General features: G+C 33.5%; 24 protein-coding genes. 7 read left to right on the forward strand and 17 right to left on the reverse strand.

The features are described 5' to 3' along the window. Positions 1–7: 7 nt before the first annotated feature. The 5 genes from CLAN_RS06290 to aroQ are packed head-to-tail and all read right to left on the reverse strand — an operon-like array spanning position 8 to position 4,160. Complete coding sequence (locus CLAN_RS06290) at positions 8–871, reverse strand: MinD/ParA family protein (protein ID WP_167368941.1); 864 nt, start codon at positions 869–871, stop codon at positions 8–10. Further along, positions 871–2,202: a flagellar biosynthesis protein FlhF gene (gene flhF, locus CLAN_RS06295; protein WP_096018338.1), complete on the reverse strand. Its 1,332-nt coding sequence runs from the start codon at positions 2,200–2,202 to the stop codon at positions 871–873. The genes CLAN_RS06290 and flhF overlap by 1 nt, the downstream gene beginning before the upstream one ends. Beyond that, positions 2,202–2,687 (reverse strand): 2-amino-4-hydroxy-6-hydroxymethyldihydropteridine diphosphokinase, encoded by a 486-nt coding sequence (gene folK, locus CLAN_RS06300; protein WP_096015591.1) that lies wholly within the window; start codon positions 2,685–2,687, stop codon positions 2,202–2,204. The genes flhF and folK overlap by 1 nt, the downstream gene beginning before the upstream one ends. Further along, positions 2,687–3,700 (reverse strand): M24 family metallopeptidase, encoded by a 1,014-nt coding sequence (locus CLAN_RS06305; protein WP_100590849.1) that lies wholly within the window; start codon positions 3,698–3,700, stop codon positions 2,687–2,689. The genes folK and CLAN_RS06305 overlap by 1 nt, the downstream gene beginning before the upstream one ends. After that, positions 3,693–4,160 carry a type II 3-dehydroquinate dehydratase gene (aroQ, locus tag CLAN_RS06310; RefSeq protein WP_096014120.1) on the reverse strand — a complete coding sequence of 156 codons (468 nt, stop codon included), beginning with the start codon at positions 4,158–4,160 and terminating at the stop codon, positions 3,693–3,695. Before aroQ ends, CLAN_RS06305 begins: the two co-directional genes overlap by 8 nt. Positions 4,161–4,250: 90 nt before the next feature. Between aroQ and mqnF the strand changes: the two genes are divergently transcribed. The 6 genes from mqnF (at position 4,251) to CLAN_RS06340 (ending at position 10,763) form a co-directional block, all read left to right on the forward strand. Next, positions 4,251–5,471, forward strand: a complete 1,221-nt coding sequence (mqnF, locus tag CLAN_RS06315) for an aminofutalosine deaminase family hydrolase (RefSeq protein WP_100590850.1) — start codon at positions 4,251–4,253, stop codon at positions 5,469–5,471. Then, positions 5,459–6,328 carry a signal peptide peptidase SppA gene (gene sppA, locus CLAN_RS06320; RefSeq protein ID WP_100590851.1) on the forward strand — a complete coding sequence of 290 codons (870 nt, stop codon included), beginning with the start codon at positions 5,459–5,461 and terminating at the stop codon, positions 6,326–6,328. Before mqnF ends, sppA begins: the two co-directional genes overlap by 13 nt. After that, complete coding sequence (locus CLAN_RS06325; RefSeq protein WP_100590852.1) at positions 6,316–6,963, forward strand: MOSC domain-containing protein; 648 nt, start codon at positions 6,316–6,318, stop codon at positions 6,961–6,963. The genes sppA and CLAN_RS06325 overlap by 13 nt, the downstream gene beginning before the upstream one ends. Positions 6,964–7,043: 80 nt before the next feature. Beyond that, complete coding sequence (locus CLAN_RS06330) at positions 7,044–8,219, forward strand: glutathionylspermidine synthase family protein (protein WP_096020883.1); 1,176 nt, start codon at positions 7,044–7,046, stop codon at positions 8,217–8,219. Beyond that, positions 8,216–8,761: a UbiX family flavin prenyltransferase gene (locus tag CLAN_RS06335; protein WP_096019145.1), complete on the forward strand. Its 546-nt coding sequence runs from the start codon at positions 8,216–8,218 to the stop codon at positions 8,759–8,761. The genes CLAN_RS06330 and CLAN_RS06335 overlap by 4 nt, the downstream gene beginning before the upstream one ends. Further along, a complete protein-coding gene (locus CLAN_RS06340) occupies positions 8,754–10,763 on the forward strand; it encodes a motility associated factor glycosyltransferase family protein (RefSeq protein WP_100590853.1) in 2,010 nt (669 codons plus the stop codon). Before CLAN_RS06335 ends, CLAN_RS06340 begins: the two co-directional genes overlap by 8 nt. A gap of 84 nt (positions 10,764–10,847) precedes the next feature. Here CLAN_RS06340 and glf read toward each other — a convergent pair whose 3' ends face one another. The 6 genes from glf to CLAN_RS06370 form a co-directional block, all read right to left on the reverse strand. After that, the gene (glf, locus tag CLAN_RS06345) at positions 10,848–11,972 is read right to left on the reverse strand and encodes a UDP-galactopyranose mutase (RefSeq protein ID WP_100590854.1); all 1,125 of its coding nucleotides are present in this window, start codon (positions 11,970–11,972) and stop codon (positions 10,848–10,850) included. Further along, positions 11,960–13,246, reverse strand: a complete 1,287-nt coding sequence (locus CLAN_RS06350; protein WP_100590855.1) for a glycosyltransferase family 4 protein — start codon at positions 13,244–13,246, stop codon at positions 11,960–11,962. Before CLAN_RS06350 ends, glf begins: the two co-directional genes overlap by 13 nt. Positions 13,247–13,337: 91 nt before the next feature. Then, positions 13,338–14,459 carry a glycosyltransferase family 4 protein gene (locus CLAN_RS06355; protein ID WP_100590856.1) on the reverse strand — a complete coding sequence of 374 codons (1,122 nt, stop codon included), beginning with the start codon at positions 14,457–14,459 and terminating at the stop codon, positions 13,338–13,340. Beyond that, entirely contained in the window at positions 14,456–15,505 is a 1,050-nt protein-coding gene (locus CLAN_RS06360) for a glycosyltransferase family 2 protein (RefSeq protein WP_100590857.1), read from the reverse strand. The genes CLAN_RS06355 and CLAN_RS06360 overlap by 4 nt, the downstream gene beginning before the upstream one ends. A gap of 9 nt (positions 15,506–15,514) precedes the next feature. Beyond that, entirely contained in the window at positions 15,515–16,429 is a 915-nt protein-coding gene (locus CLAN_RS06365) for a glycosyltransferase family 2 protein (RefSeq protein ID WP_167368942.1), read from the reverse strand. After that, positions 16,419–17,546 (reverse strand): glycosyltransferase family 4 protein, encoded by a 1,128-nt coding sequence (locus tag CLAN_RS06370; RefSeq protein ID WP_100590859.1) that lies wholly within the window; start codon positions 17,544–17,546, stop codon positions 16,419–16,421. Before CLAN_RS06370 ends, CLAN_RS06365 begins: the two co-directional genes overlap by 11 nt. Before the next feature lie 97 nt (positions 17,547–17,643). Between CLAN_RS06370 and CLAN_RS06375 the strand changes: the two genes are divergently transcribed. Then, entirely contained in the window at positions 17,644–18,936 is a 1,293-nt protein-coding gene (locus CLAN_RS06375) for a glycosyltransferase family 8 protein (RefSeq protein WP_100590860.1), read from the forward strand. A 129-nt stretch (positions 18,937–19,065) separates the two neighbouring features. Here CLAN_RS06375 and CLAN_RS06380 read toward each other — a convergent pair whose 3' ends face one another. From CLAN_RS06380 to CLAN_RS06405, 6 genes are all read right to left on the reverse strand, one after another. After that, entirely contained in the window at positions 19,066–20,259 is a 1,194-nt protein-coding gene (locus CLAN_RS06380) for a CsgG/HfaB family protein (RefSeq protein WP_100590861.1), read from the reverse strand. A gap of 8 nt (positions 20,260–20,267) precedes the next feature. Beyond that, positions 20,268–21,611: a DUF6844 domain-containing protein gene (locus CLAN_RS06385; RefSeq protein WP_096014142.1), complete on the reverse strand. Its 1,344-nt coding sequence runs from the start codon at positions 21,609–21,611 to the stop codon at positions 20,268–20,270. 20 nt (positions 21,612–21,631) lie between these two features. Next, on the reverse strand, positions 21,632–22,234 hold the full coding sequence (gene lpoB / locus CLAN_RS06390) for a penicillin-binding protein activator LpoB (protein WP_415270432.1): 603 nt from the start codon (positions 22,232–22,234) through the stop codon (positions 21,632–21,634). Positions 22,235–22,253: 19 nt separating this feature from the next. After that, positions 22,254–22,637 (reverse strand): YcfL family putative periplasmic lipoprotein, encoded by a 384-nt coding sequence (locus tag CLAN_RS06395; RefSeq protein ID WP_100590863.1) that lies wholly within the window; start codon positions 22,635–22,637, stop codon positions 22,254–22,256. Positions 22,638–22,640: 3 nt separating this feature from the next. Next, positions 22,641–23,996, reverse strand: a complete 1,356-nt coding sequence (locus CLAN_RS06400) for a COG3014 family protein (RefSeq protein WP_096015115.1) — start codon at positions 23,994–23,996, stop codon at positions 22,641–22,643. 132 nt (positions 23,997–24,128) lie between these two features. After that, entirely contained in the window at positions 24,129–24,668 is a 540-nt protein-coding gene (locus CLAN_RS06405) for a metal-dependent hydrolase (RefSeq protein WP_100590864.1), read from the reverse strand. Positions 24,669–24,671: the final 3 nt, after the last annotated feature.

Genomic DNA, 24,671 nt, shown 5'->3' on the forward strand with positions numbered 1-24,671 from the left:
AATTCCTTTAAAACTGCTCTATTAAACGCTTGAAAAAGCCAGCAAAACTTCTATCTTCGCTAGTATCAAGCACTTTTCGTTCCAATTTCTCAAGTAGATTATTTGCCGCTTTTTTAAGCTGAATTGTAGCTAGAGAGTGCGGCGCATCAGTGGTAAATAATGCTCTTTGCTTAATGCTCTTTGATACAACCTTATCACTTGGCAACCAACCTAAAAGGCTTAAATTTAGTTTATGCGTGATGTTTTTGTCAGCTACTATTTTGATAGTTTGGAATATCTTTTGTGCTTCATCTTCGTTTCTTGTTTGATTAATTAGCATAAAAACATCGCTTTTTGTTTTAGAAATAACTTTAATTGTAGCATAAGCGTCAGTTATCGCCGCTGGATCAGGCACAGTAACCACTATAATCTCATCACACGCTTCTAAAAATACTTGGGTACTAGAGCCAATCCCTGCCCCTGTATCTATAATCACAAAATCAACATCTTTTAAAATTGATGCTTGATTTAAAAACTTCTCATATAAAAATTGATCATTAAATTTAAAAATTTCATCTCCGCTCTCACCTGGAATTAGTGTTAAATTTGGCTTAACTTTGATCAATATATCTTCAAGCGGACATTCGCCTTTTAACACATCTAGCATATTTTTATTGATTTTAACATTTAACAAAACATCCAAATTCGCTAGCCCAATATCAGCATCAAATAGCACTATTTTATATCCACTAGATGCTAAAAGATTAGCCAAATTCGCACTTACTGTGGATTTGCCTACTCCGCCTTTTCCGCTAGTGATGGCTATAAAATGGGTTGATTTTTTGATCTTTTGAGCTATCATTAACTCTCTTAATTTATCTGCTTGATCCATCACTCATCTCCTTTAAATCCATCTAAAACACAACCAACCAAAAACTCGCTTTTAGCCTCCATAATATCATCAGGGACATTTTGCCCAGTTGAAAAGAAGCTAACAGGCACGCCCGTTTCATAAATAAGAGAGAATATATTGCCAAATATCTTAGTTTCATCAAATTTAGTAATAATCAAAGTATCAATATCCAAAGATGAAAAGTTATTATAAATCTCCAATAAATCATCGATTTTTGACCCAGCTGATACCACCAAACTCACATCAACCTTGCTACCGCACTCTTTTAAAAATGTATGAAGTCGCACCAACTTCTCTCTATCATATTGACTACTTCCCATCGTATCAACTAAGATTAAATCGCAATTTGATAAGCTCTTAATAGCTGATCTAAAATCCTCAGGCTCAATCGCGTCAAGTATCGGTATATTCATAATCTTAGCATATTGAAACAGCTGCTCAACCGCCCCAAGCCTATATGTATCAAGGGTTATAATCCCTGTTTTATATCTGATCTGATCGCCATGAGCAAATTTATAGGCTAGTTTTGAAAGTGTCGTAGTCTTGCCTACGCCAGTAGGACCTACTAACATCATAATTCTTTGCTTTTTATTATCAAAGCTCTCACTTCTACAAGGTAGCATATTGCGCAAAAGTGAGTAAAAATATCGCTTTACCGTGGTTGGATTGCTCTTCATAGATGATGGCATATTCTCGATTGTAGCTTGCATTATGCCTTTTAAATGCTCGCTTTTCATCCCGCTTTGCTTAGCTAGTTTATATATAGTAGCAAATTCCGGCGGAATAATGATATCATCACGATTTTCAGACCTATCATCCCATATCATATCAGCTATCATAGAGATTTTTTGGTTGAGTTTATTAACCTCTTTTGCTACTTCATCTATCTTTTTATCATATTCTAAGCCCTTATCGCTCGTCTCGTTGCTAACACCAGCTACTTTGCTAATCTCCTTAGCAGCTTGTGAGATATTAAGCAAAATATCGTTGCTATCTTTTTTGGGTTGTTCTATTGGGTTATTTTGATTAAATTTATTTGGCTCTGGGGGCTGATTTGAGCTTAGTGTGTAGGCTGCGATCTGCTTTTGAATTTGATTGATTTGAGCTTGCTTGCCCTTTTCATCAGTGCTTTTTGGTGGTTGATTCTCTTCTACACTTACTAAAATCTCATATAGAGGTTTTTTGTTTAAGGTTTTAGGCTGAATTTGCTTAGTAGTTACTAGCATAGCACTCTCGCCACACTCCTCTTTGGCCTTTTTTAGTGCTTCTATCGCACTCTCTCCTGTAAAAGTCTTTAAAACTGTAGCCATCATACTCCTTTCATAAGACCCAATGGGATAAATACACTCGCCCTGCTATTAGCCCCTGGATGTGGCAAGGTTAAAATCTTATTATTATAACTCTTAGCACTAAAATATAGTATATCCAAGTCCAAAGTTCTTGGCGAATTTCTAAACTCCCTAGTGCGTTTAAATCTCTTTTCAAAATGCTGCATAATCCTTAAAATTTCTTTAGCGTATAAAGAAGTTTTAAGGATTATAACAGCATTTATATAATCCCTACTAACATACCCAAATGCCTTATTTACCAACATTGGCGAGCTTTGGATTATAGCAAATCTCCTATCTTTTAAAATCAAATTTAAAAATCTATCAAATATCTTTGCTGTGTTACCGATATTGCCACCAAGACCGATGATAGCGGTATATTTGTGCGGGGCTTGCGGGTTAAATTCATTAGGAAAATACCTACTCCTAAGCAACATCCTAGCCCCATCAACGCAAATTCTATCCATCAAAGCACTTCACACCCATCATTAGTTACTACTACGACATCTTCTATTCTTATGCCAAATTCACTCTCTATATAAATTCCTGGCTCAACGCTAAATACCATCCCTGGTTCTATGATAGTTGTGCTTTTAGGGCTGATTATCGGAAACTCATGTATATCAAGCCCAACCCCATGCCCTGTAGAGTGAAAAAAGCACTCCCCATAGCCATTTTTAGCTATAAAATCCCTAGCCGCTGCGTCTATATCGCACGCCCTAACTCCTGGTTTGACTGCTTTGATAGCTAAATTTTGCGCTTCTTTTACTATTTGATAAATTTCATTTTGTTTTGAATTTGAAAATTTCTGCTCTTTTGTAAATTTAAATCCATCTTTAAATTCCGCCGTTCTAGTGCGATCTGAGCAATATCTTTGATACCTCACTCCAGCATCTACTAGTAATAAATCATTGCTTTTTATCCGCTCATCAAGTGGCAAAGCGTGAGCCTTGGCGGCATTGGCGTTTATAGCAGTGATGGGATTAAAACTAAGAGCTAAATTCCCACCATCTCTAAATATATTTTCAGCCTTGAAATTTATCGTTTTTTCGCTCATTCCACTACTTATCGCCTGCGATAACTCATCAAATTTACTAGCTCCAAGTCTTGCTGCCTCTTTTAAAATTTCAATCTCTAAGCTACTTTTTATCTGCCTTTTTAGCTTAGAAAATTCATTTTTAGCTATGAAATTTATATGTAAATCACGACTAAGATTTACAAAATCAAAATAGCTAAAATCGCTTGGGTTATAGATCATATCACGCACCCCAAGACTCCTTAGTAGCAATCTTGCGCTTTTGATAATATCTCTTGATTCGATCACTTCGCTATTTGTTATAATACTTCTAGCCTCAATCGCATATCTAGAATCTGTTATGAAAAATCCCCTATTTTGGAATTTAATAAAAATCTCATTATCACAGCTGTAACCGCACTCGAAATATACGGCATTTTCATCTTTTAAGATATAATTAAGCATTTTGAGAAGCTGACTCCATACGCTTTAATTGCTCAAAAATTTGAAGCATACCTATGATGGCTAAATGATACCCAATTGGCCCAAATCCTGCGATATGCCCAGCACAAACAGGCGCTATTAAGCTCTTATGGCGAAACTCCTCTCTTTGATAAATATTGCTAATATGAACCTCAATAGTAGGCAAATTTACAGCTGCCAAGGCATCTCTAATGGCTATTGAAGTATGAGTATAAGCGGCTGGATTTATGATAATACCATCAAATTCACCCAAACACTCTTGAATTTTATCGACTATTTCACCCTCAAAATTGCTTTGAAAAAACTCAATCCCAACCCCAGCTTGATCCGCTACTGCCTTCATCTGTTCGTGTATATCGCTCATTGTCATAGAGCCATATATTCTGCGATCTCTCTTGCCAAGCATATTGATATTTGGACCTTGGATTACCATTATTTTCATAATTTTACTCCGATAAAAAATTAATGGCAACTATTTTACAAAATATTGGCTAAATTTTGGCTATAATGTCTGCTTTTTTAAAGGAAATTTATGAAAATATTAAAAGCTAAATTTATAATTTTGTGTAATGAAAGCCTAGATATATTAGAAAATTCCGCCATCGCATTTAGCGACAAAATCGAAAAAATCGCCAAATTTGATGAGCTAATAAATGAGTATAAAGATGCTCAAATCCTAGATTTTAGCGATGATATCGCTATGCCAGCTCTCATTAATCCGCACATCCATCTAGAGTATAGTAGCAACAAAACTACGCTAGATTATGGCGATTTTTTGCTATGGTTAAGAAGCATTATCGCAAATAGCAATAAATTTGATAATAGCGATAAAATTTCAGATATCCAAAACGCTATTGATACTCAGCTTAGAGCTGGTGTAGGCACGATCGGCGAGATTTCTAGCTTTGGGCTTAGTGCGAGCTTATGCGCTAAATCTGCTATTAGAACTATATATTTTAGTGAAATTTTAGGCTCAAATGCGGCAATTTTAGATAAGCAATGGGATGGGTTTTTAAGCCGTTTCAAGGTCGCAAATGAGCTAAAAAGCGATCTTTTCATCCCTGCTATTAGCGTTCATTCGCCCTACTCTACTCATATAGATTTAGCTAAAAAAGCTATAAATTTAGCCAAAAATTCAGATATGATGATCTCTACACACTTTATGGAAAGCCTAGATGAGAAGCTTTGGTTAGAGGGTGGTAGTGGTGGATTTAGCAAATTTTTTAAAGAGTTTAATAATCTTGCTAAGCCATTTTATACTCCAAGTGAATTTATAGAGCTTTTTAGCGGTGTTCGCACGCTATTTATCCACTCTGTTTTTGCTAAAGATTATCTAAATTTAATGGATAAATCACTTCATTCTATTGTTACTTGTCCTGTTTCTAATAGGCTTTTAAGTGCTAAATTTGATCTATCAAACGCCCTTAAAAATGGTATCAATATCTCACTTGGCACAGATGGATTAAGCTCAAATATCAGCTTAAATCTCTGGGATGAGCTAAGGGCAATGCTAATAACTCATAGCGATATGGATTTAAGCGACCTAGCCAAATTCGCTATAAAATCAGTCACCATAAATCCCGCCAAAGCTATGGGATTAAATCTTGGTCAAATAAAGGTTGGCAATATCGCTGATATAGCTATTTTCGATGGATTTGATGCTAGTGATACCAATCAATTATATATAAATCTCATCCTTCACACCAAATCTGCTAAATCACTATATATAAAAGGAAAAAAATGCGAATTTTAAATTTAATCTTATCACCTATTAAAGGGCTTTTGAAATTTATCAATAACTATTTTAAAAGTATGATTTTTGTGCTTATTGTCATTTTGATTGTTGCAAATAGCTCTAATTCTAATAGGGCAAATTTAATGGAGATATCGCTAAATGGAGCTATCTTGGATGATAAGGAGCTTTTAGCTCAAATAGAACTAGCCAAAGACCCAGCTATCAAAGGGGTACTACTCAATATCAATAGCCCTGGTGGCGATATGAGCGCAAGTGTAGCCATTAGCGATGCTATTAGCTCACTAAAAGCCTTAAAGCCGGTGCTAGCATACGCTAGCGGGACAATGGCTAGTGGTAGCTACTACGCAGCCATTGGTGCAAACGAAATTTATGCTAATCGTGGAAGTTTCATAGGCTCAATCGGCGTTATCTTACAAGCCCCAAATATAGAGAAATTAGCTGATAAAATCGGCATTAGCGCCCAAGTAGTAAAGGCTGGTGAGTATAAAGAGTCAGGCACCTATACTAGAAAGTGGAGCCAAAGCGAAAGAGATGAATTGCAAAGATTGGTAGATAGGAGCTATGAGCTATTTACTACAGATGTGGCAAATGCTAGGAATTTAGATCTTAATCGCTCTAATGAGTGGGCCGATGCTAGAGTATTTTTAGCTAGTGAGGCTCTAAATTTAGGCCTAATAGACAAGATCTCAACCTACGATGAGGCCAAATCTAGGCTAAAAGAGCTTAGTCAAGTGGAGCTAGATATATGGTATGAAGCCCCAGCAATAGAGCGTTTCATGAGTGGTATCGCAAAACAAAGCGCAAATTTAATCACAAACTCATTAAACCAAAAGAGCGTATTATGGCAGTGGTAAAATCCGTAAATATAGGCATTATCAAAGATTATGGCGAGTTTAGCAGTGCGATGGATAAGCATAGTGTAAGTAGCATAATTTGTGATTTTAATGGCGTTAAAGATGATAATCTAAGCGATACAAAGCACCACGGCGGCGTGGATAAAGCTGTTTTTGCTAATGCTTTTAGCAACTATAAAATCTTTAATAAATTTGCTAATAGATCTCTAAATCCTGGCCAAATGGGTGAGAATTTAACCATCTTAGATATTGATGAAAAGAGCGTATATATCGGCGATATTCACCGCATTGGCTCAGCTATTTTAGAAGTTAGCCAACCTAGAAAGCCTTGTGCGAAATTAAACAAAATAATAGCCCCTAAAATCTCTAAATTTATCTTTGAAAATGGCCTTAGTGGCTGGTATTATAGAGTTTTAAAACCTGGCATAATCACAAGTGGCGATAAGATAGAGATAATATCTCAAAATCAAAATAATCTAAGCATAATGGAGCTAAATATGCTATTTTACGCCCCAAAAGAACATTTAAACCTCATCCCCAAACTCCAATCCACAAATATCCAAAATAGCTGGAAAGATACCATAACCGCCCGCCTAAAAGGAGCATATGATGATAGTTATATGTATAAGATATAGCTAAATTCAAATTTAGCAAATAATAAATTTAAATTACCAAAATATAATAACACAAATCAAACTATCTCAAAAGGACAAAAGTGAAACTAAAAAAGATTAATCCACTTGATAATGGATATTTAGAGAGTATCGGATTTGGCTGGCATACTGATCTAGATGGTAGTAGATATATCGCTGATGAGCTAGTATCCATCACAGATGATGAGGCCGAGAAATTCTATGAAGCAGCAAATGAGCTATATGATATGTATGTGGCTGCGGCAAAGCATGTGATCGATAATGATCTATTTCATGAGCTTGGAATTCCATTTAATCTAGTTGATATTATCAAAGCTAGTTGGGAAAATGATGTTCATTGGCATATATATGGTAGATTTGATCTTGCTGGCGGTATAGATGGTAAGCCTATTAAGCTTATTGAATTTAACGCTGATACGCCTACAAGTTTGTTTGAGACTGCGATTATACAATGGGCGATGCTGAAATTTAATAATATAAATGAAGCTAAGCAATTTAATAATCTATATGAAGCATTGGTGGAGAATTTCAAAAGATTAATCACCCTTGAAGAAGATACTAGCAAATTTGATGAGTATTATGAGGGGTGGAAGATTCTATTTAGCTCTATTGCTGGTAATAATGAAGATGAAAATACCACTAGATTGCTAGAAGCGGCCGCTAGGGACGCTGGGTTTGAGTGCGGTTTTGCTTTTGTGGATGAAGTTGGGTTTGATGATGATGAGGGGATATTTTGGAATGAGAAGAATTGGGAGTATTGGTTTAAGCTCATCCCTTGGGAGATGATAGCCATAGATGAGAGCGACCTAGCCTTAATAATCAAAAATATAATAAACAACCAAAAAGCCATAATCCTAAATCCCGCCTATACACTGCTATTTCAAAGCAAAGGAATTATGAAAATTTTATGGGATTTATACCCTAATCATCCGCTTTTATTACAAAGTAGCTTCGAGCCATTAAAAGGCAAAAAACAGGTCAAAAAGCCCTTTTTAGCTAGAGAAGGAGCAAATGTATCTATCATAAATAGCGATGGCAATATAGAAGCCCAAAATGGCGGTGAGTATGATAATGGCAAATTCCTATATCAAGAATTCGCTGAATTTGCCAAAGATAGTAACGGCGATAGCTATCAAGCTGGGGTGTTTTTTGCTTTTGAGGGGTGTGCTTTGGGCTTTAGAAAAGGCAAAGATATCATAGATAATTACTCTAAATTTGTAGGACATATAATAGAGTGAAATTAATAGTCGCAATAAGTGGAGCTAGCGGGGCTCATCTTGGGATTAAACTAGCTAATACCACGCTAAATTTGGGTATAGATACAACTCTTATTATCACGCAAAATGCGAAGCTATCAATACAAAAAGAGCATTTAAGCGTTAAAATTGCTGATGGCGCTCAAATCTATGATAATAGCGATATCTCCGCACCACCAGCTAGTGGCTCGGCTATGTATGATGCGATGATAGTTGCGCCTTGTTCTATAAATACCTTGGCTAAAATCAGTTGCGCAATAAGCGATAATCTACTCTTAAGAGCGGCATCTGTGATGATAAAAGAGCGTAGAAATTTAGTTCTAGGAGTGCGTGAGACGCCACTTAGTGCTATATCTCTTAGACAGATGGCTGATCTAGCTAGTATAGGCGTTGGGATAGCGCCACCAATTTTGGGCTATTATACTAATCCTAGCACCATTGATGAAGCTGAGAATTTCATCATAGCAAAATGGCTAGACAATCTACATATCAAACACAATCTAATGAGGCGATGGAATGGATAATATCTTTAACAAAAACTACAATCACCAAGTCGATCCCCAAGCAGTAAAAGCCTTGCACCACGCAATAGAACAAGATATCAAAGCAAATGGCGGTGCTAATGCCTTTATACACAATATCATCGCACTTTGCTCCATTAACTTTATCCTAGCTAAGGCCATTTATGACCTAAAAAGCAATAGCAAATTTGATGTCTTTGCCGGCAAGGGCAACCTAGATATAAATATCATCAACACACATACCAAAACCCCGATTTATAGTGGCTCGCCAGCAGAACATACAATCAATATGCTAGATAAATTCAAAAGAGATTACGCCCTTTATCCATCGCTATTTTTCTATGGGCTTGGCAATGGCAACTTCTATAAAGCTCTATTAGAAAATAAAAATCATAAGAAAATTGTAGTATTTGAGCCTGAAATTGAGATATTATTTATAGCTTTTTGCCTAAATGATTTTAGTAAAGAGATGCGTGAAAATCGCTTTATACCATTTTGTGTTGGCTTTTTAAATGATGCGTATCTACATATAATTTGTAATCAAAAAGAGATTAAATACAACGCCAAAAACTATGATTTTCACATATATAATGACTATTATGACCAAACCTACAAACAAAACGCAAATAGCATAAATAAAAGATTATTAAATATCTTACTTCTAAATATCAAAGCCGCCGGCAATTCGCCGGAAGATACCCTTATAGGGATGAAGCATGTAGTAGAGAATATGCCAAAATTCTATGCTAATTACAGCTTAAAAGATATTTTAAATTTAAACACAAATCGCAACCAAACCGCCATCATCGTCTCAACTGGACCAAGTCTAACTAAGCAACTTGAGCTATTAAGAAGCGTCGCTCCATATGCCATTTTGATCGCTGCTGACGCCTCATATCCGATACTAAAATTAAATAATATTAGGCCAGATTTTGTAACTACAATGGAGAGAATCGAGCTTAGCGGGGCGTTTTTTGATAGTGAGGTGAGTGAATTTGATAATGGCATAACCTTTATCGCTAGCTCACTCATCCATCCTAATACAATTAAGCTTTTAAAAGGGCGAGATGTCGCCTTCGCTCATAAGCCTTTGAAATTCGAAGAGGCCTTAGGCGAAGATCCGAAAAACTATATGTGTAAAGGGCCTAGCACCGCTCACTTCGCCTTTGATCTAGCTATAGAGCTTGGCTGTAAGCAGATAATATTTATCGGACAAGATCTAGCCATGGCAGATGATGGCACCACTCACGCTAGGGGAATGGTCTTTGGTGAGACTTCGCCTACTATCGCCTCTAAAGAGTATGAGTCTAATATAACAACAACTCTAGGCTATGGCGGCAAAACGCATGTAAAATCTATCAAAATTTGGGATATGTTTAGAGAGTATTTCGAGGCGATGATAGATGCGATTAGCTCATATACTGATGTAAAAGTTTATAACGCCACCGAGGGTGGCTCTAGGATTAGAGGCACGATAGAAAGGCCTTTTGGTGAGCTTGTAAGCGAAATTATAAATAGCAAAGTTAAAAAGAATTTACTAAAACCAGAACCGATATCACCAGATATTAGCCACGCCAAACTACAATCCCAAAAGCAAATTATAGAAAATTTCATCAAAATAGGCAAAGATAAACAAGATCTAATCAAAGAGCTATTTAAGAAAATTAGCAAATTAGTAGAACCCGCAAACGCAGATCTAGCAAATGGCAAAGAGCCAAGATATGCTAAATTCTATGAGCTTAAAGATCGCATAGATAGATTAAAAGCGAATTTGGATAATGATAAGAGTTTTAATGATGTATATATGAGTGCGGCGTATAACTTTTGCTTACATCAAGAGCTAGATTTTGCTACATTAATGGTGCGTCCTGAAAAGAGTAAGAGCGATCGTGATAAGAAGATTTTTGAGTATGTCAAACAGCATGGATACTACTTCTTTAGCCTAGCCGGCCTGATAGAAAATACCATTGACACACTCCAAACCGCACTTGATGGGTGGGAGTGAAACTATCAATCCCAATAGCAAATACCGTCAATCCTTGATTGGCGGTGTAATGATGGTTTTATAGCTCTGAAATAAGATATAAATCTATATTTTACCTACCGATAAATCATCAAACAATTCAATAGCCCGTAAAATAGCCTTATCCATATCATAATACTTATAGTCACCCAAGCGACCTAAAAAATAAATATTTTTATTCAAATTTGCTTCTTTTAGGTATTTTTCATACAATATTCTATTTTCTTCTTTTGGTATAGGATAGTATCTTTCATTTTTTCCAAGTTCAAAAGCCTCTGAATACTCTTTGGCAATTACTGTTTTATCGGTTTTATCCTGAAGATAGTGTTTGTATTCATGAATTCGTGTAAAATTATAGTTACAAGGATAATTAACAACCGAATTAGACTGATAAAATTCCCTCTCATACTCTTCTAACTCAAATTTTACACTACGATAAGGCAGTTGTCCATATTTATAATCAAAATATTCATCAATCGACCCAGTATAAAAAATCCTATCAAATTTATTGCTATTAATATCCTTAAAATCAGTATTTAATCTAATTTTAATATTTTTATGAAATAAAATATTTTCAATAAGCTTAGTATAGCCTTTTAGTGGAATACCTTGATATTTGTCTTGAAAATATCTATTATCCTTGCTTAAATACACAGGCACCCTTGCAGTCACAGCGCCATCAACATTGCTAGGCGAAACTCCCCATTGTTTTATAGTATAATGCAAAAAAACCTTTTCATAAATATAATTTGATAAATATTTTAAATCCTTATCATCTTGTTTTTGAAATTCTAATATTGGCACTTTTGTATTGTATTCAAATTTTTCTAAAAGCTTTTCTTCTAAACGCCTTGCCATTGTTTGCGGGAAAAGATCATAAAGAGTATTGAAATTAAAAGGTATGATAGTCTCTATACCATCGATTAGAGCTATCACTTTATGCATATATTGATTAAATTTACCAAATTGACAAACAAAATCCCAAACTCTTTCATTTGAAGTATGAAAAATATGCGAACCATATTTATGTATCATAATCCCATTTTTATCTCTATAATCATATGAATTGCCCGCAATATGGCATTTTTTGTCTATTACAACAACCTTTTCATTGAGTTTTGTAGCAATTAAATTTGCGATTACTGCCCCAGAAAATCCAGCTCCAACTACCAAATTTTTCATTGCTCGCACTCTTTTGTAAGATTAATTATAAGATTATTATAATTTTTTGCAAAGTGTTCTAAAGTGTAATTATTTTCATATGCGATCTTTGCGAGTTTTCTTTGTTGGTTTTTATACTCTTTAGAAGTATCGATGAAATTTTCTATTTTATTTATGCAATCATCTTGATTATCATAAAGCTCTATGGCTTGCGTGTCTTGATATACGGTTTTGTTTCCGCCAGTATTTGAAGCCAAAATAGGCACACCAGATGACAAAGTTTCGATCAAAATCAAATCAAAATAAGTTTGTCTATTTGGTAAAATAAATAAATCTGTTATTTTTAGTAAATCTGCTGGATTTATTTTTCCTAATTCTATCCATCTAGGATGGTCAAGGGGCGATATTTCACTTGTCTGCCCCCCCCCAATTACAAATGTTATATCATCTCTTTTAGCTAATATTTTATCTGCTATGCTCTTTAATATATCATAACCCTTAATAGCGGTATGTCTGCCGATAAATGATATTATATATTTAGTTTTTATACCAAATTCTTCTCTTATATCTCTAATGCTATTTTCAATATCTAACCTAGCACAACATGTTCTAATAAACATTACTTTTTTACTCTTAGTTAATTCTTCGAAATAATCTAAACCTTTCAGATACGGCTCCATAGCCTCTTTACTAGGAAAAACCAAAATATCCGCTTGATTAAAAGCATCTTTTTCTATTTTTTGAAGCATAGCATAAATTTTATCGGCATTTTGATCTTGTTTCAATTTCGCATGATGATACACTTCTTCTGACATTGGCTCTGGAGAGTGAGACATTAGCATTAACTTTGCTTCTATTTTTCTATATTTTAAATAATTTTTAATAAAAATAGCATCCGTCACATGGTGACAAATAATTGTTTTAAACTGATATTTATCCAATTGCTTGATATATCCCATATATTCTATCGCATCTATCCCTAAGTCATTAAATGATGCCTTTGAGACTAAAAAAATAAATATTTTTTCTCTTAATTTTTTTCTATATTTTCTTATTGGAATGAATAATGAAAAAATCCTTGCAATGTTTTTTTGTATTTTATATTGATGATTTTTAATAATAACATTATCCATTGAGATAAAGGCAATACTACTAGAAATATGGTATTGAGAAATACTTTCTTTTAGATTTGCTATATATCCAGAAGGTCCTCCAGCTCTAATATCCAAAACATCATTTAAAAAAACTATATTATCAATATTTTCCTTTTGTTTTATCGCTCTTTTTTTATTAATTAATTGCATTAAAATATCAAACCTTTCTTTATTTGAATCGAATTATAATATGCCATTTACAAGCTAAAATTATGCATCTTGCAACGCCACTACTTTATATTCATTCCTTATTAATCTTCCCAAACAGCTCCATCCACTGCTTCATCACCACCTCTTTGCTAAATTTATTTTTGACTATCTCTTTGCTTTTTTCACCCATTTTAGCTCTTAAGCTCTCATCTTGCATTAATATTTTTAGTTTATTGGCGTATTCATCTAAATTATTATCTTCTATCAAAAATCCGCTTTTTTCATCTTCTATTATATCGCTTGGGCCAGTTGCAATGTCAAAGGCTATGATTGGCAAGGCATAAGACCCCGCCTCTATAAGCACCATAGGAAGACCTTCAAAGTGGCTTGCCATAGCATATATGCTAGCACTTAGATACTCGCTCTCTACATCTTTAGTAAATGGTTTTAAGATTATAGAGTTAGATAAATTTAGATTATCTATCTTAGTTTTTATCTGTTCTTTTAGATCGCCATCGCCTACGATATGTAGTTTCCAATCTTTGAATTCTTTGTTATCTTGAATTAACTTCCAAATATCTATTAAGCGTAGGAAGCCTTTTCGATTACTCTCATCCATACTACCTATTGATACTACACATTTTTTAGAATAATCTGTATTTAAATTTGAGATATTTGGAATGAAATTTGGGATTATATAAAAATTAGAATTTGGGTATTCTGTTTTAAATTTATCAATATCATGATTAGATAATAAAACAATATTTTTATAAATACTTAGATCTATTTGCCATTTTTCATAAGCATCAAAAGAATTATGTACAACTTTAATAATTTTATCTTGCATTTTTTTTAATATTTTAGTCAAACTGTTATCAAAATGAGTATGACATATTATAAAATCCGGATTAAATTCATTTATTGCTTGCTTAAACACGGCTCTTTTTTTGATTTCATTCCATTTTTTTATAGGCATTATTAATCTTTTTATCTCGTGTAAAACCTTTGCTAATCCTTTAGGTTTTACATTTTCTTTAATAAATCTAATTACAACTTCTTGGTGATATTCATAAGGACATTGCTTGTTAAGTGTAATACTAAAAACCATCACTTCATATCCACTAGCAATTAAAGAATTACTAAAATTGCATATAACTCTCTCAGCACCACCTCCATAACTAATATCATCGTATATCATCAATATTTTTTTCATATTCCTAAACTCCACTTTAATCTATTAAATATATATATGATTTTATGCTTTATTTTAATTAATTTTTTATCATATGGGTTATTTAAATTTAGCATTAATCTTAAATGCTGTTTTTTTATTTTATTGAGCGAATAAAAAGAACTATCAAATTTAGATAAATATGTTTTGGCTTCTGTAGCAAATTCATGCCTATATTCCAATGGACAACAAAAATAATACCCTTGAATTAATTCGCATATAAATTCCATAAAATTATTTTTTAATTCATTTAGCAGTTGTTTATTTTTTAAAAAATTTTCCACCATATAAATTGATTTAAAAATATCAAAAACTCTTTTACTTTTTGCACTAGATGTCATTATAGAGCCTTCTCTAATGCGGTAATAATACAAAGCCTCATCTAAAAATGCGATCCTTTTAGCTAGTATTAAGGATTTAATATGTGGATATATATCTTCAAAAAGTAAATTTTGTGGATAGATTTCTTCATTTTCCCATAGGGAATTTATTAAAAATTCATATGAATAAAATTTTAAACATGCTCCAAAGCGTCCAAATAATACATCTTTAATCTCACTATAATCACATACATCATTTTTTCTAATCTTATAACAATCGGTTTTTAAATAATCACTTGATTCTATTCTTTTATCTTTCTCTATGTATAGCAATAAACTCATTATGCATATATCTGAATTTGACTCTTGTGATTTATTATATAGTTTTTCTAAAGCTTGAGTATCTAACCAATCATCTGAATCTGCAAAATAGATATATTTAGGGTTTATATTGCTATCTATTAAATATTTTATTCCTGAATTCCTAGCCGCACCAAGTCCGCCATTTATCTTATCTACGATATGAATTCTATTATCATTTTTAGCATACTCTTTTAAAATTTCTAAGCTAGAATCAGTTGAACCATCATTTACACAGATTATTGCTATATCTTTTAGAGTTTGATTAACTACTGAATCTAAGCACTCTCTTAAATATTTTTCTACATTATATACTGGAATTATGATTGATACTTTAATCTTACCCACTTTATGCCTTTAAATCCCAAATTTAACTCTTAAACTTCTATTATATTTAAAATATTTATTATATATTTTAAATATAATCTTATTGATTTTTTTATGCTGTTTTCTTATATTGTATTCGCAATATCGCAAATAAATTATATATAATTTAGTAATTTTAGTATTAAATTTATATTTTTTTGAAATTTCTTTTATTTTATTAATTACAAATATAAGGTCTTGTATATTTTTTTCAATTACATTATTACAGTTACTTTTAGTTGTTGAATTCTCATTTTGACGATAGTAGTACAAAATATCACAAGTATGATAAAATTTATTAGATAAATTCCAAAGCACAAAACTCATCAAAGCATCCTCTGCCATGATAATTCTATCTTTTAAATTTAAAATTTCAAAAGCTTTTAAATAGATATCTCTTTTAACCATCATAAAAGCTAAACTCCATCTCGGATAGCCTTTTTGTCTATACATATAATTAGCATACTCTTCTAAAGATTCAAAGCTATCATTTTCTAAAATTTTATCAAATATAGTAGCATTGCCATTTTCATAATTATAAGCATTAAATTTCACTACATCATAATACCCATTTTTAGTGGCATTATAAGCTATCTCACAAGCCCTTAAATCCAAAAAATCATCAGAATCTAAAAATACCAAATACTCGCCATTAGCTGCTAAAACAGCGTTATTTCTACTAGTAAATGGCCCTTGATTTTGCTTATTTTTAATAATCTTTATTCTATTATCATTTTTAGCATACTCCTGGGCGATATCCATGCTTTTATCACTTCCGCAATCATCTACTATTATAATCTCTATATCTTTTAAACTTTGATTTATTGCTGAGTCTAAGCACTCTCTTAAATATTTTTCTATATTATATACAGGAATTATTATTGATGCTTTTGGATTATTTATCACTTTTAAGCCTCTTAAATAGATTTTCCCACTGCTTCATCACCACCTCTTTGCTAAATTTATTTTTGACTATCTCTTTGCTTTTTTCACCCATTTTAGCTCTTAAGCTCTCATCTTGCATTAATATTTTTAGTTTATTGGCGTATTCATCTAAATTATTATCTTCTATCAAAAATCCGCTTTTTTCATCTTCTATTATATCGCTTGGGCCTGTGGCGATATCAAAGGCTATGGTTGGCAAGGCATAAGTCCCCGCCTCTATAAGCACCATAGGAAGTCCTTCAAAGTGGCTTGCCATAGCATATATGCTAGCACTTAGATACTCGCTCTCTACATCTTTAGTAAATGGTTTTAAGATTATAGAGTTAGATAAATTTAGATTATCTATCTTAGTTTTTATCTGTTCTTTTAGATCGCCATCGCCTACGATATGTAGTTTCCAATCTTTGAATTCTTTGTTATCTTGAATTAACTTCCAAATATCTATTAAGCGTAGGAAGCCTTTTTCTTTTGATAGCCTACCTACGCTTACAACTAATTTTTGTGAGTAATTAGTATTTAAATTTGAGATATTTGGAATGAAATTTGGGATTATATAAAAATTAGAATTTGGGTATTTTGTTTTAAATTTATCAAGCTCTTGAGAAGAAAGCAATACAAAATTTTGCAAACCATCTAAATTAAAATTCTTATAAATATCAAATTTACCATGAATAAGTTTAATTACAGCACTATTTTTTACAGCAAATTTACCATTGATAAAACTATCACTATTATCGATAATAATATCTGGCTCAATTTTTTTTGCTAATTTTATAAAACGCCTGCTCATTATTTTTATAATTATTCTATTTGCAAATCTAACTAATGGCCTAGCTAATTCACGTAAAATTTTAAAAAATGGGTTTTTTACATTTGACAAGGTGATTTCTTTAATATCAGATAATTTTATTAATTCGATATTTTTACTATAATTAAATACTATATTTTTATTAGCATTAAATATACTAGTTATATAAATTTTATAATTTTTAACAAGCTCATTACTCAAATTCGCTACAACACGCTCCCTGCCGCCAACTATACTTAAATCAGGAACAACTATCAATATTTTCTTCAAATAATACGCCCTCTAAAGTTGGTAAGTAAAATTAATGAGTTAAATCTTACCATATTTTGCTATAATTTGGCACAATTATACATAAAAAAGGCTTAAAATGTTCCATATAGTATTTAGCGCAGATGAAAATTATATCAAATACACAGCGGTGCTTATAAATAGCATTATCAAAAATACAAATTTAAATCTCCATTTCAAAGATTTTTGTCAAAAGCCTACCCCGCAAATGCCACCTAATAGCTCATTTAGTAGCTATGAAAATTTAAATTTCAATGATTTAAGCGCTGAAAATAGAACTGAAGGCTATGTATTTCATATATTAAGCGACCAAATCTCCACCGCCACGCAAAATAAGCTAAAAGCCCTAGAAAAGAGCCTTAATGAGATTTACCCTTGCTTGATTACCACTCATATTTTAAATGATAATGAGTTTTATGATTTTCCAGTTTCTGGGGCGGCGCATAGCAATTTTTTGACTTATTATCGATTAAAACTCAAAAACTATCTCAACCCAAGCGTGGATAGATGCTTATATATAGATTCTGATATGCTCTGCCTTTGCGATTTAAGGGAGCTTTTTGCTATTGATTTAAAAGAGAATATCCTAGCTGCTATCAATGACCCCGGAAGCAAAAAACGCAAAATGAAATATAAACAAAATAACCAAATCATCACCCATAAATTTACAAATGACTACTTCAATGCTGGATTGTTACTCATCAACACAAAGGCTTATATAGAGAATAAAATAGAACAAAAATGCCAATCCCTAGCCCAAAATGCCACCTATATAAAAGCCGCCGATCAAGATCTATTAAACGCTACAATACCAGCAAATAAGCTCTTAAAGCTACCTATTAGCTATAATTTTTCATCCATTAGCTTCTGTTTTGCGATCTGTAAAGATGAGCAAGATCACCGCCTTAACTGCTCTAGGGCTGAGTTTATGCAAAGTTATAAAGAGCCAAAAATCATCCATTATGGCGAAAAGCCTTGGCGGTTTTTAAAAAGCTATACCGATAGCCAAAATCGAAATATCAATGATATTTGGTGGGAGTATGCTGCTAGCACACCAGAGTTTAGAGATGAGCTTATGGCTATGAGAAATGATATAAATGAGTATAAGGTTTTTGCTACTTTAGGCTTTGAGATCTTAAAAGCTTTAAAAAGCATTTTTGGCTATTTTGTGATAAAAAATTTGATAGATAAACCACTAGATAATCTAAATTTAAATAGCGAAATTCCAGATGATATTTTCGGGCTTTGCTGTATTTTAGGCGAGATGATAATACACGCCAAAAGACACAAAAAGAGCGCTCTAAGCGTGATATTAAAAGCTTATAAAATGAAAACCACATTTACCAAATACAACACAAAAAATTTTCTATAAGCTAAATTCAAAACAGAGCCAAATTCCGCACAATTGCGTAAATTCGCAAAGTATTAACTTCTTAAATTCCCAACTTTGCGAATTTTTTAATACTCAATTTTTTAAATTCGCAAAGTTTTGTAAAATATCCTAAAATCCCAAATTCACGCCGCCGCCATCATTTAATTGGTAGTTTGTATCACGACCTTCGCTATATCCTGAGCCAGAACCACCGCCTAATGGCCGACAAATGTAGCCTTCTTTCATTTGGCCATCTATGATCTTAGCATAGCTAAGCTTTGGATCGGCTCTTGTTATCTCGACTTCTCCTACTTTGCTCTCTACTCTCATATCATTTGTGCTTTGCTTTGTGTAGCTATCTTTTAGAGCTTTGCCTTGAGAAAAGCACTCAAATCTCTCGCCTACATTTAAATTTTGTGTAAATACCACTTCTTTCCCATTTACACTAGCGATTTTTAAGGGATAAATAGCGTTTAATATATCGCTTGTTATCTTATCAGCGATTTTTTTATAGGCTTCTTCATTTGATTTTAGATCATCTTTTACGCTTACACTCATTGTAAGAGTATTGCTATATTTTACCTCCCTAGTGGCAAATAAAATCACTTGATAATCCACTGCAAATTCCGCTTTTGTGATATTTTGGCCAGTTAGATTACTATGTTTTGTTCTAGCTTGTGCGGCCTTAATATCAAAAATCATAAGATAATCACTACCAAGAACATTTTTAAGCTTATATATTTCATCGCTATTAGCATTGCTACTTTTAATCAAAGCCTTTTCCATCTCATAGTATCCACCATTATCTCTATCTAGAATATTAAATTTTCTTGATTTAGTTAGATTTGTGATTATATGAGTTTTTAGGTTTTCGCCAAGCCCTCTAGTATCTCCATCACTAGCGTTAAATACCGCTAAGCTTCTTCTTTGCTTATTATCTAAGCCTGGGGCTTTATAGCTTTTGGTAGTTTTTGAGTTTTTTATCTCTACTACTGCTACCCACTTGCCTGTGCTATCTTGATTAGTGCTGATAATCTCATAGCTATCGGCTCTGCCTTTTGTGGCTTTGCTGATATCATTTAGGTAGGTATCTACGATATTTGAGCCACTATTATCGCTTATCGCTTGTGTGTTTGATTTTTTTATAGAGTTTATATTTACACCGCTAATTTTACCGACAGCTTCAACTATTGCGTTATTTATAGCCTCTTCTCTTGTAAGGCCATGCCCTTCTCCCGTAGCTGTTTTGGTGCTAGTGTGAGTTACCACCTCAGCATTTAAAGCGCAAGCCAAAAAAGCAAATATAAATAGATATTTTTTCATACTCTATCCTAGAAATCATCTATCGTATTTACCACTTTTGAGCTTCTTTGAGTAGCCTTAGCCGGTGTAGCGGAATTTGAAGTAGCATTTGAGCCCTTTTTATCTGATATGGCGTTTGTGATATTTAGATAATTAGCATAAGAGTAGTATCTCACTACACCTACATATTCCACGCCATTTTCATCGGTATAATCCCATCTTTTTAGCGTTTGTATCCCACGGATTTGACCTGAAGCTTTTGCTTGTATGGTTTTAGAGACTCTATCTATCATATTTTCTAATGTCTCTTCTTGAATTTGCGTATCACCTGAAAGAATATTTTTTGTCTCTTTTATATTTTGGTTTATTGCCTCGCCTGTCTCTTTCTCATCGCTAAATGATACGCTAGTATTGATAAACTCTATTATAGCCGCATCAGCTTGTGCTGCGGCGGTATCTTTGGCTATACTCTCTTGTCTATCTGCTATTTTGCTATTAGCATCTGGGATATAACCCCAATTTCCATAGCTTAAAATTATAGGCGCACCATTCTCATCATATACTAGCCTAATTCCATACTCTTGTATAAAACCGGCTTTTTCTTTTGGTAGATACTCTACTACTGGCTTACCACCTTTTGCTTTTATGAGTGAAGAGGTTTTATTTTTCATATCTTTTGCGATTTGTCTAGTTTTATCACTCATTACAGCGATAACACCAATTCTATAATTACCCCTTTTTGTCTGTGTTACAACCGTTTTTACCGGCACCAATCCACTCATATTGCCAAAGGCTTTTGTAACGATATTTTTAGTAAATTCATCTTTTAAAAGCTCTTTTTTTCTCACCTCTTCTAGCCCTTGGCTATCTACACCTAGATCATTTAAAGCCCTATTTAATTCAGCACCCGCTAGCTGCGTTAGCTGATCAAAAATTTGAGAGATAGCCCCGCCTTTTGGCAACTCTTCGAATTCCCTAGCGTTGTCTGATTGATCTGCTTTGTATCTGCTTATGCTACTTGTAGCTATCCTACCAAAGGCATCTTTGACAAACTCACCTTGTAAATTTAATAGAGCTCTATTATAGGCATTTTGTAAAGATTTAGCAAAGCTTTTATCAGTTGGGCTTAGCGTTACTTCGCTAACTCCGGTATAAAATGTCTTGCCATCTTTTGTGATGCCATACTCTATACCAAATTCATCCTTAAACTCATCAAAAAAATCTTCTACGCTTTTAGGCGTTATATCTTGCGTGCTAGCATCGCTTAATTTGTTTTGGATATCCACATCGGCTTGAGTTATCTCATTAGCCTTATCCCCCATCCCAAAAGCCAAAGCCGCACAAACTGCCATTGATAATAGTATCTTTTTCATCTCTTATCCTTTATAATATCTTACCAAGTTACGCTATCGCTAGAGCCGGCTTTATTGATTATCTTTTCATCCTCCCAATACACTAGACCCGAATTCAGATCAGTCAAACCAAGTAAAAATAGATATTCAACCTTTGTTTTGCCGTTGCTTAATCTTATATTATCTTGACGAATTTTACCAAATAGCGAAAAATCAGGCGAGATTAGAGTTCCCTTTTTGGCTATTGTTTTTTGATTAAATTCATCATTACCCCTTAGCTCTCTGACATCTTCGCTCATACTATCAAGCGCCCCACCAGATGCCACCGCAGAAGTAAGCACAAACTTACCTGATCTTCTCATAGCTTGAGTGATTTTCCTAGTTAGTTTATCAGTATCTAGCCTAAGAGCCGTATCATTGACTACTCTTCCTATCGCTACAACTTTTCTGACCCCTGGCTTTTGATTAGCAAATGCCGGATCACTAAGCAAGCTATTTATCATAGTCTCAGCCGCTAACTCAAAATCCTCATTGCTTAACCCAAGGGTAATAGTATCACCTTGATTGACTTTGCCACTATTATCTGTATAAAATGGCTGATTAGTACATCCACTAAGCAACAAAGTTGCCGCCACCACACTCATTAAAGCTAATTTTCTCATCTTATAACCCCTTTGTAGTTAGATAAATTTTAAAACTTTTAGCTCTTTTGTCTTGAGCTAGTTTATTGATAGAGATTTGGCGATTAGCATTAAGACGCAAAACCTTATAGCTCTCATCGATCGAATTTCTAAGCTCAAATCCACTCTCATCTAGCCAAATCACCTTATACGCCACATCCATTTCAGAATTACTTTTTAAAATAACTTGAAACTCCAATAACCCAAGATCATTAAATCTGTGATTGATACCTTGGACTATATCCCTATCTATCGCCTCTAGGCTTACTAAATTCGAGTTATAGCCATTATCCCCTAAGACTATATCGCTATTACCAGCACAGCCAAACAGCATAGCACATATCAAAAACATTGCTAATTTTTTCATATTTCACCTCTGTATTATAATGGATTTTACCATATCTTTATTTGATGATCGTAGCCAGATCAACGCATCTTTGCTCTTATCTATCTTATCACTAACTATGATTTTACCACTACTATCTTTGATTGTATATGAGCCTTTATTTTCTACCATAGCGATACTAGCTATTTTCGGTAGAGTTTGCCACACTCTTATATCAGCTTTATTTGTTGCTGAAAGCAAAAAAGTTGTAGCCAAAGACGCTACCCCACCAACCTCACTAGCCACGACGGCACTAGTTGTGGATTTGATAGCGCCTGATAATATAGATTTCGTGATGATCCAAGGAAGCTCTATCTTAAACTCACTAGCAAAAATATTATCAAAATTACTAATTTGAGTCGCCTTAACCCCATTTATGCTTATATCTTTATAACTAAAATCACGCTTTTTAAGCATCGGCAAAGATAAACTCAAAGTTGCCACCCCATCGCTAATAATATATGGAATATTCATAGCAAATTCATTTTTTATAGTCCCAAGGCCATCTTCATAAGCTAAAAATATATATTTTTTGCCCTTAGATTTTACATTTTTGGCTCTAGTTTGTAATCTTTGATTTATAGCTGATATCGCTTTATTTTTAGGATTAGCGATAGCTATTTCACGGAATTTATCTGCCGAATTTTTATAATCCTTATCTAAATAGAAAAAGACAGAAGCCGCATAAGTAGCATATGGATTGATGAAATTTTCACTAGTTTTAAACTCCTTAAAAAGCCTAGAATACTCATCATATACTAATTTAGTATTTTTTAAATTCTTTTTGTAATTTGGATCGCTTTTTTGTTTCTCTAGCTCCTCTTTGGCCGCTTGGATCTGTGGAGCGAAATACTCCTTAGCCATATCTTGACGAATTAAAGCACGATTAAACTCCACTCTAGCATTTTCAAAGTCATTTAAACTCATAAAATTCAGTCCCTTATAGAGATTTACCATTATTCTCTCATACAAATTTCCATCATAATCACTAAATGTATCATTTAAAAGTATCCCTACAAGGTTTCTAGCTATCTTATTGCCTGTACTTTCTAAATCTACATCATATTTATACTTATCTTCAGCAATATCCAAAAGCTCATTGCTAAGTGCGAATTCCTGACAAACTCTAGCTATTGAAGCAGCATTTATAGCAGTATATATCGGATCTTTATTATTTTTAGCCTTTTGAAGCTCATTTTCAAAGTAACTTTGATCGCAGTTATTAACCCCAAATTTGCTTATATAATCATCAGGTGTAACAGCGATAGAAAGGGCATTTGGCACAGCACAACCACTAAATCCAAGCAATATAATCCAACACAAAAGAGCAACTCTAATCATAGATAACCTAATTTTGAATTTTATTATTAAATTGTCGCAAAATATAATTAATTAATGGTAAATTATATATTAAATTTACATTAATTATTTATATTACTTTTGTTATATATCTTTAGATTTAAGCGGGTGAATTTAAATCAAATTTAAAATTCCAAGTATCCTACCCATATCAATATCAAAGCCCAAAACCCTAGCCCCAAGCAACCCATCAACTACCAAAATTATAGGCAACACCAGCATTAATTCTATCTTTGAGCCAGTCTTGATAGCATAATTTTTCGGTAAAATTCTAGCTATAAATCCCCTTTTAAAAGGATAGAAATACCCACGAATCCCACTAGGCGTCAGCATATCACCCAAATGATGCATAATCATCCCAAACCCAATCGCCCCAAGCCAAATATAACCAAAAATCCCCCACGCCACAAAGAGCAAAATCGGTATAAAAAGAAAATGCGTAGGCCCCCTATGGTCAAAAAATGTCGCCGTTACCCCAGAAACCAATGGAAACTTCTTAGAGATAAAGCTCCTAGGCTCATCAATATCAGGTAGCACACTCCCAAGTAAAATCAAACCAAATATATAAACCCTATCCACACTACCCAAATCCACAGCACTCACAAATCCCATGCCACCAAGCGCCCCGATAGCCAAATGCGTCCTAAAAGTCATATT

Origin of the sequence: Campylobacter lanienae NCTC 13004 (assembly GCF_002139935.1) — a bacterium.
In the GTDB taxonomy this organism is placed as follows: domain Bacteria; phylum Campylobacterota; class Campylobacteria; order Campylobacterales; family Campylobacteraceae; genus Campylobacter; species Campylobacter lanienae.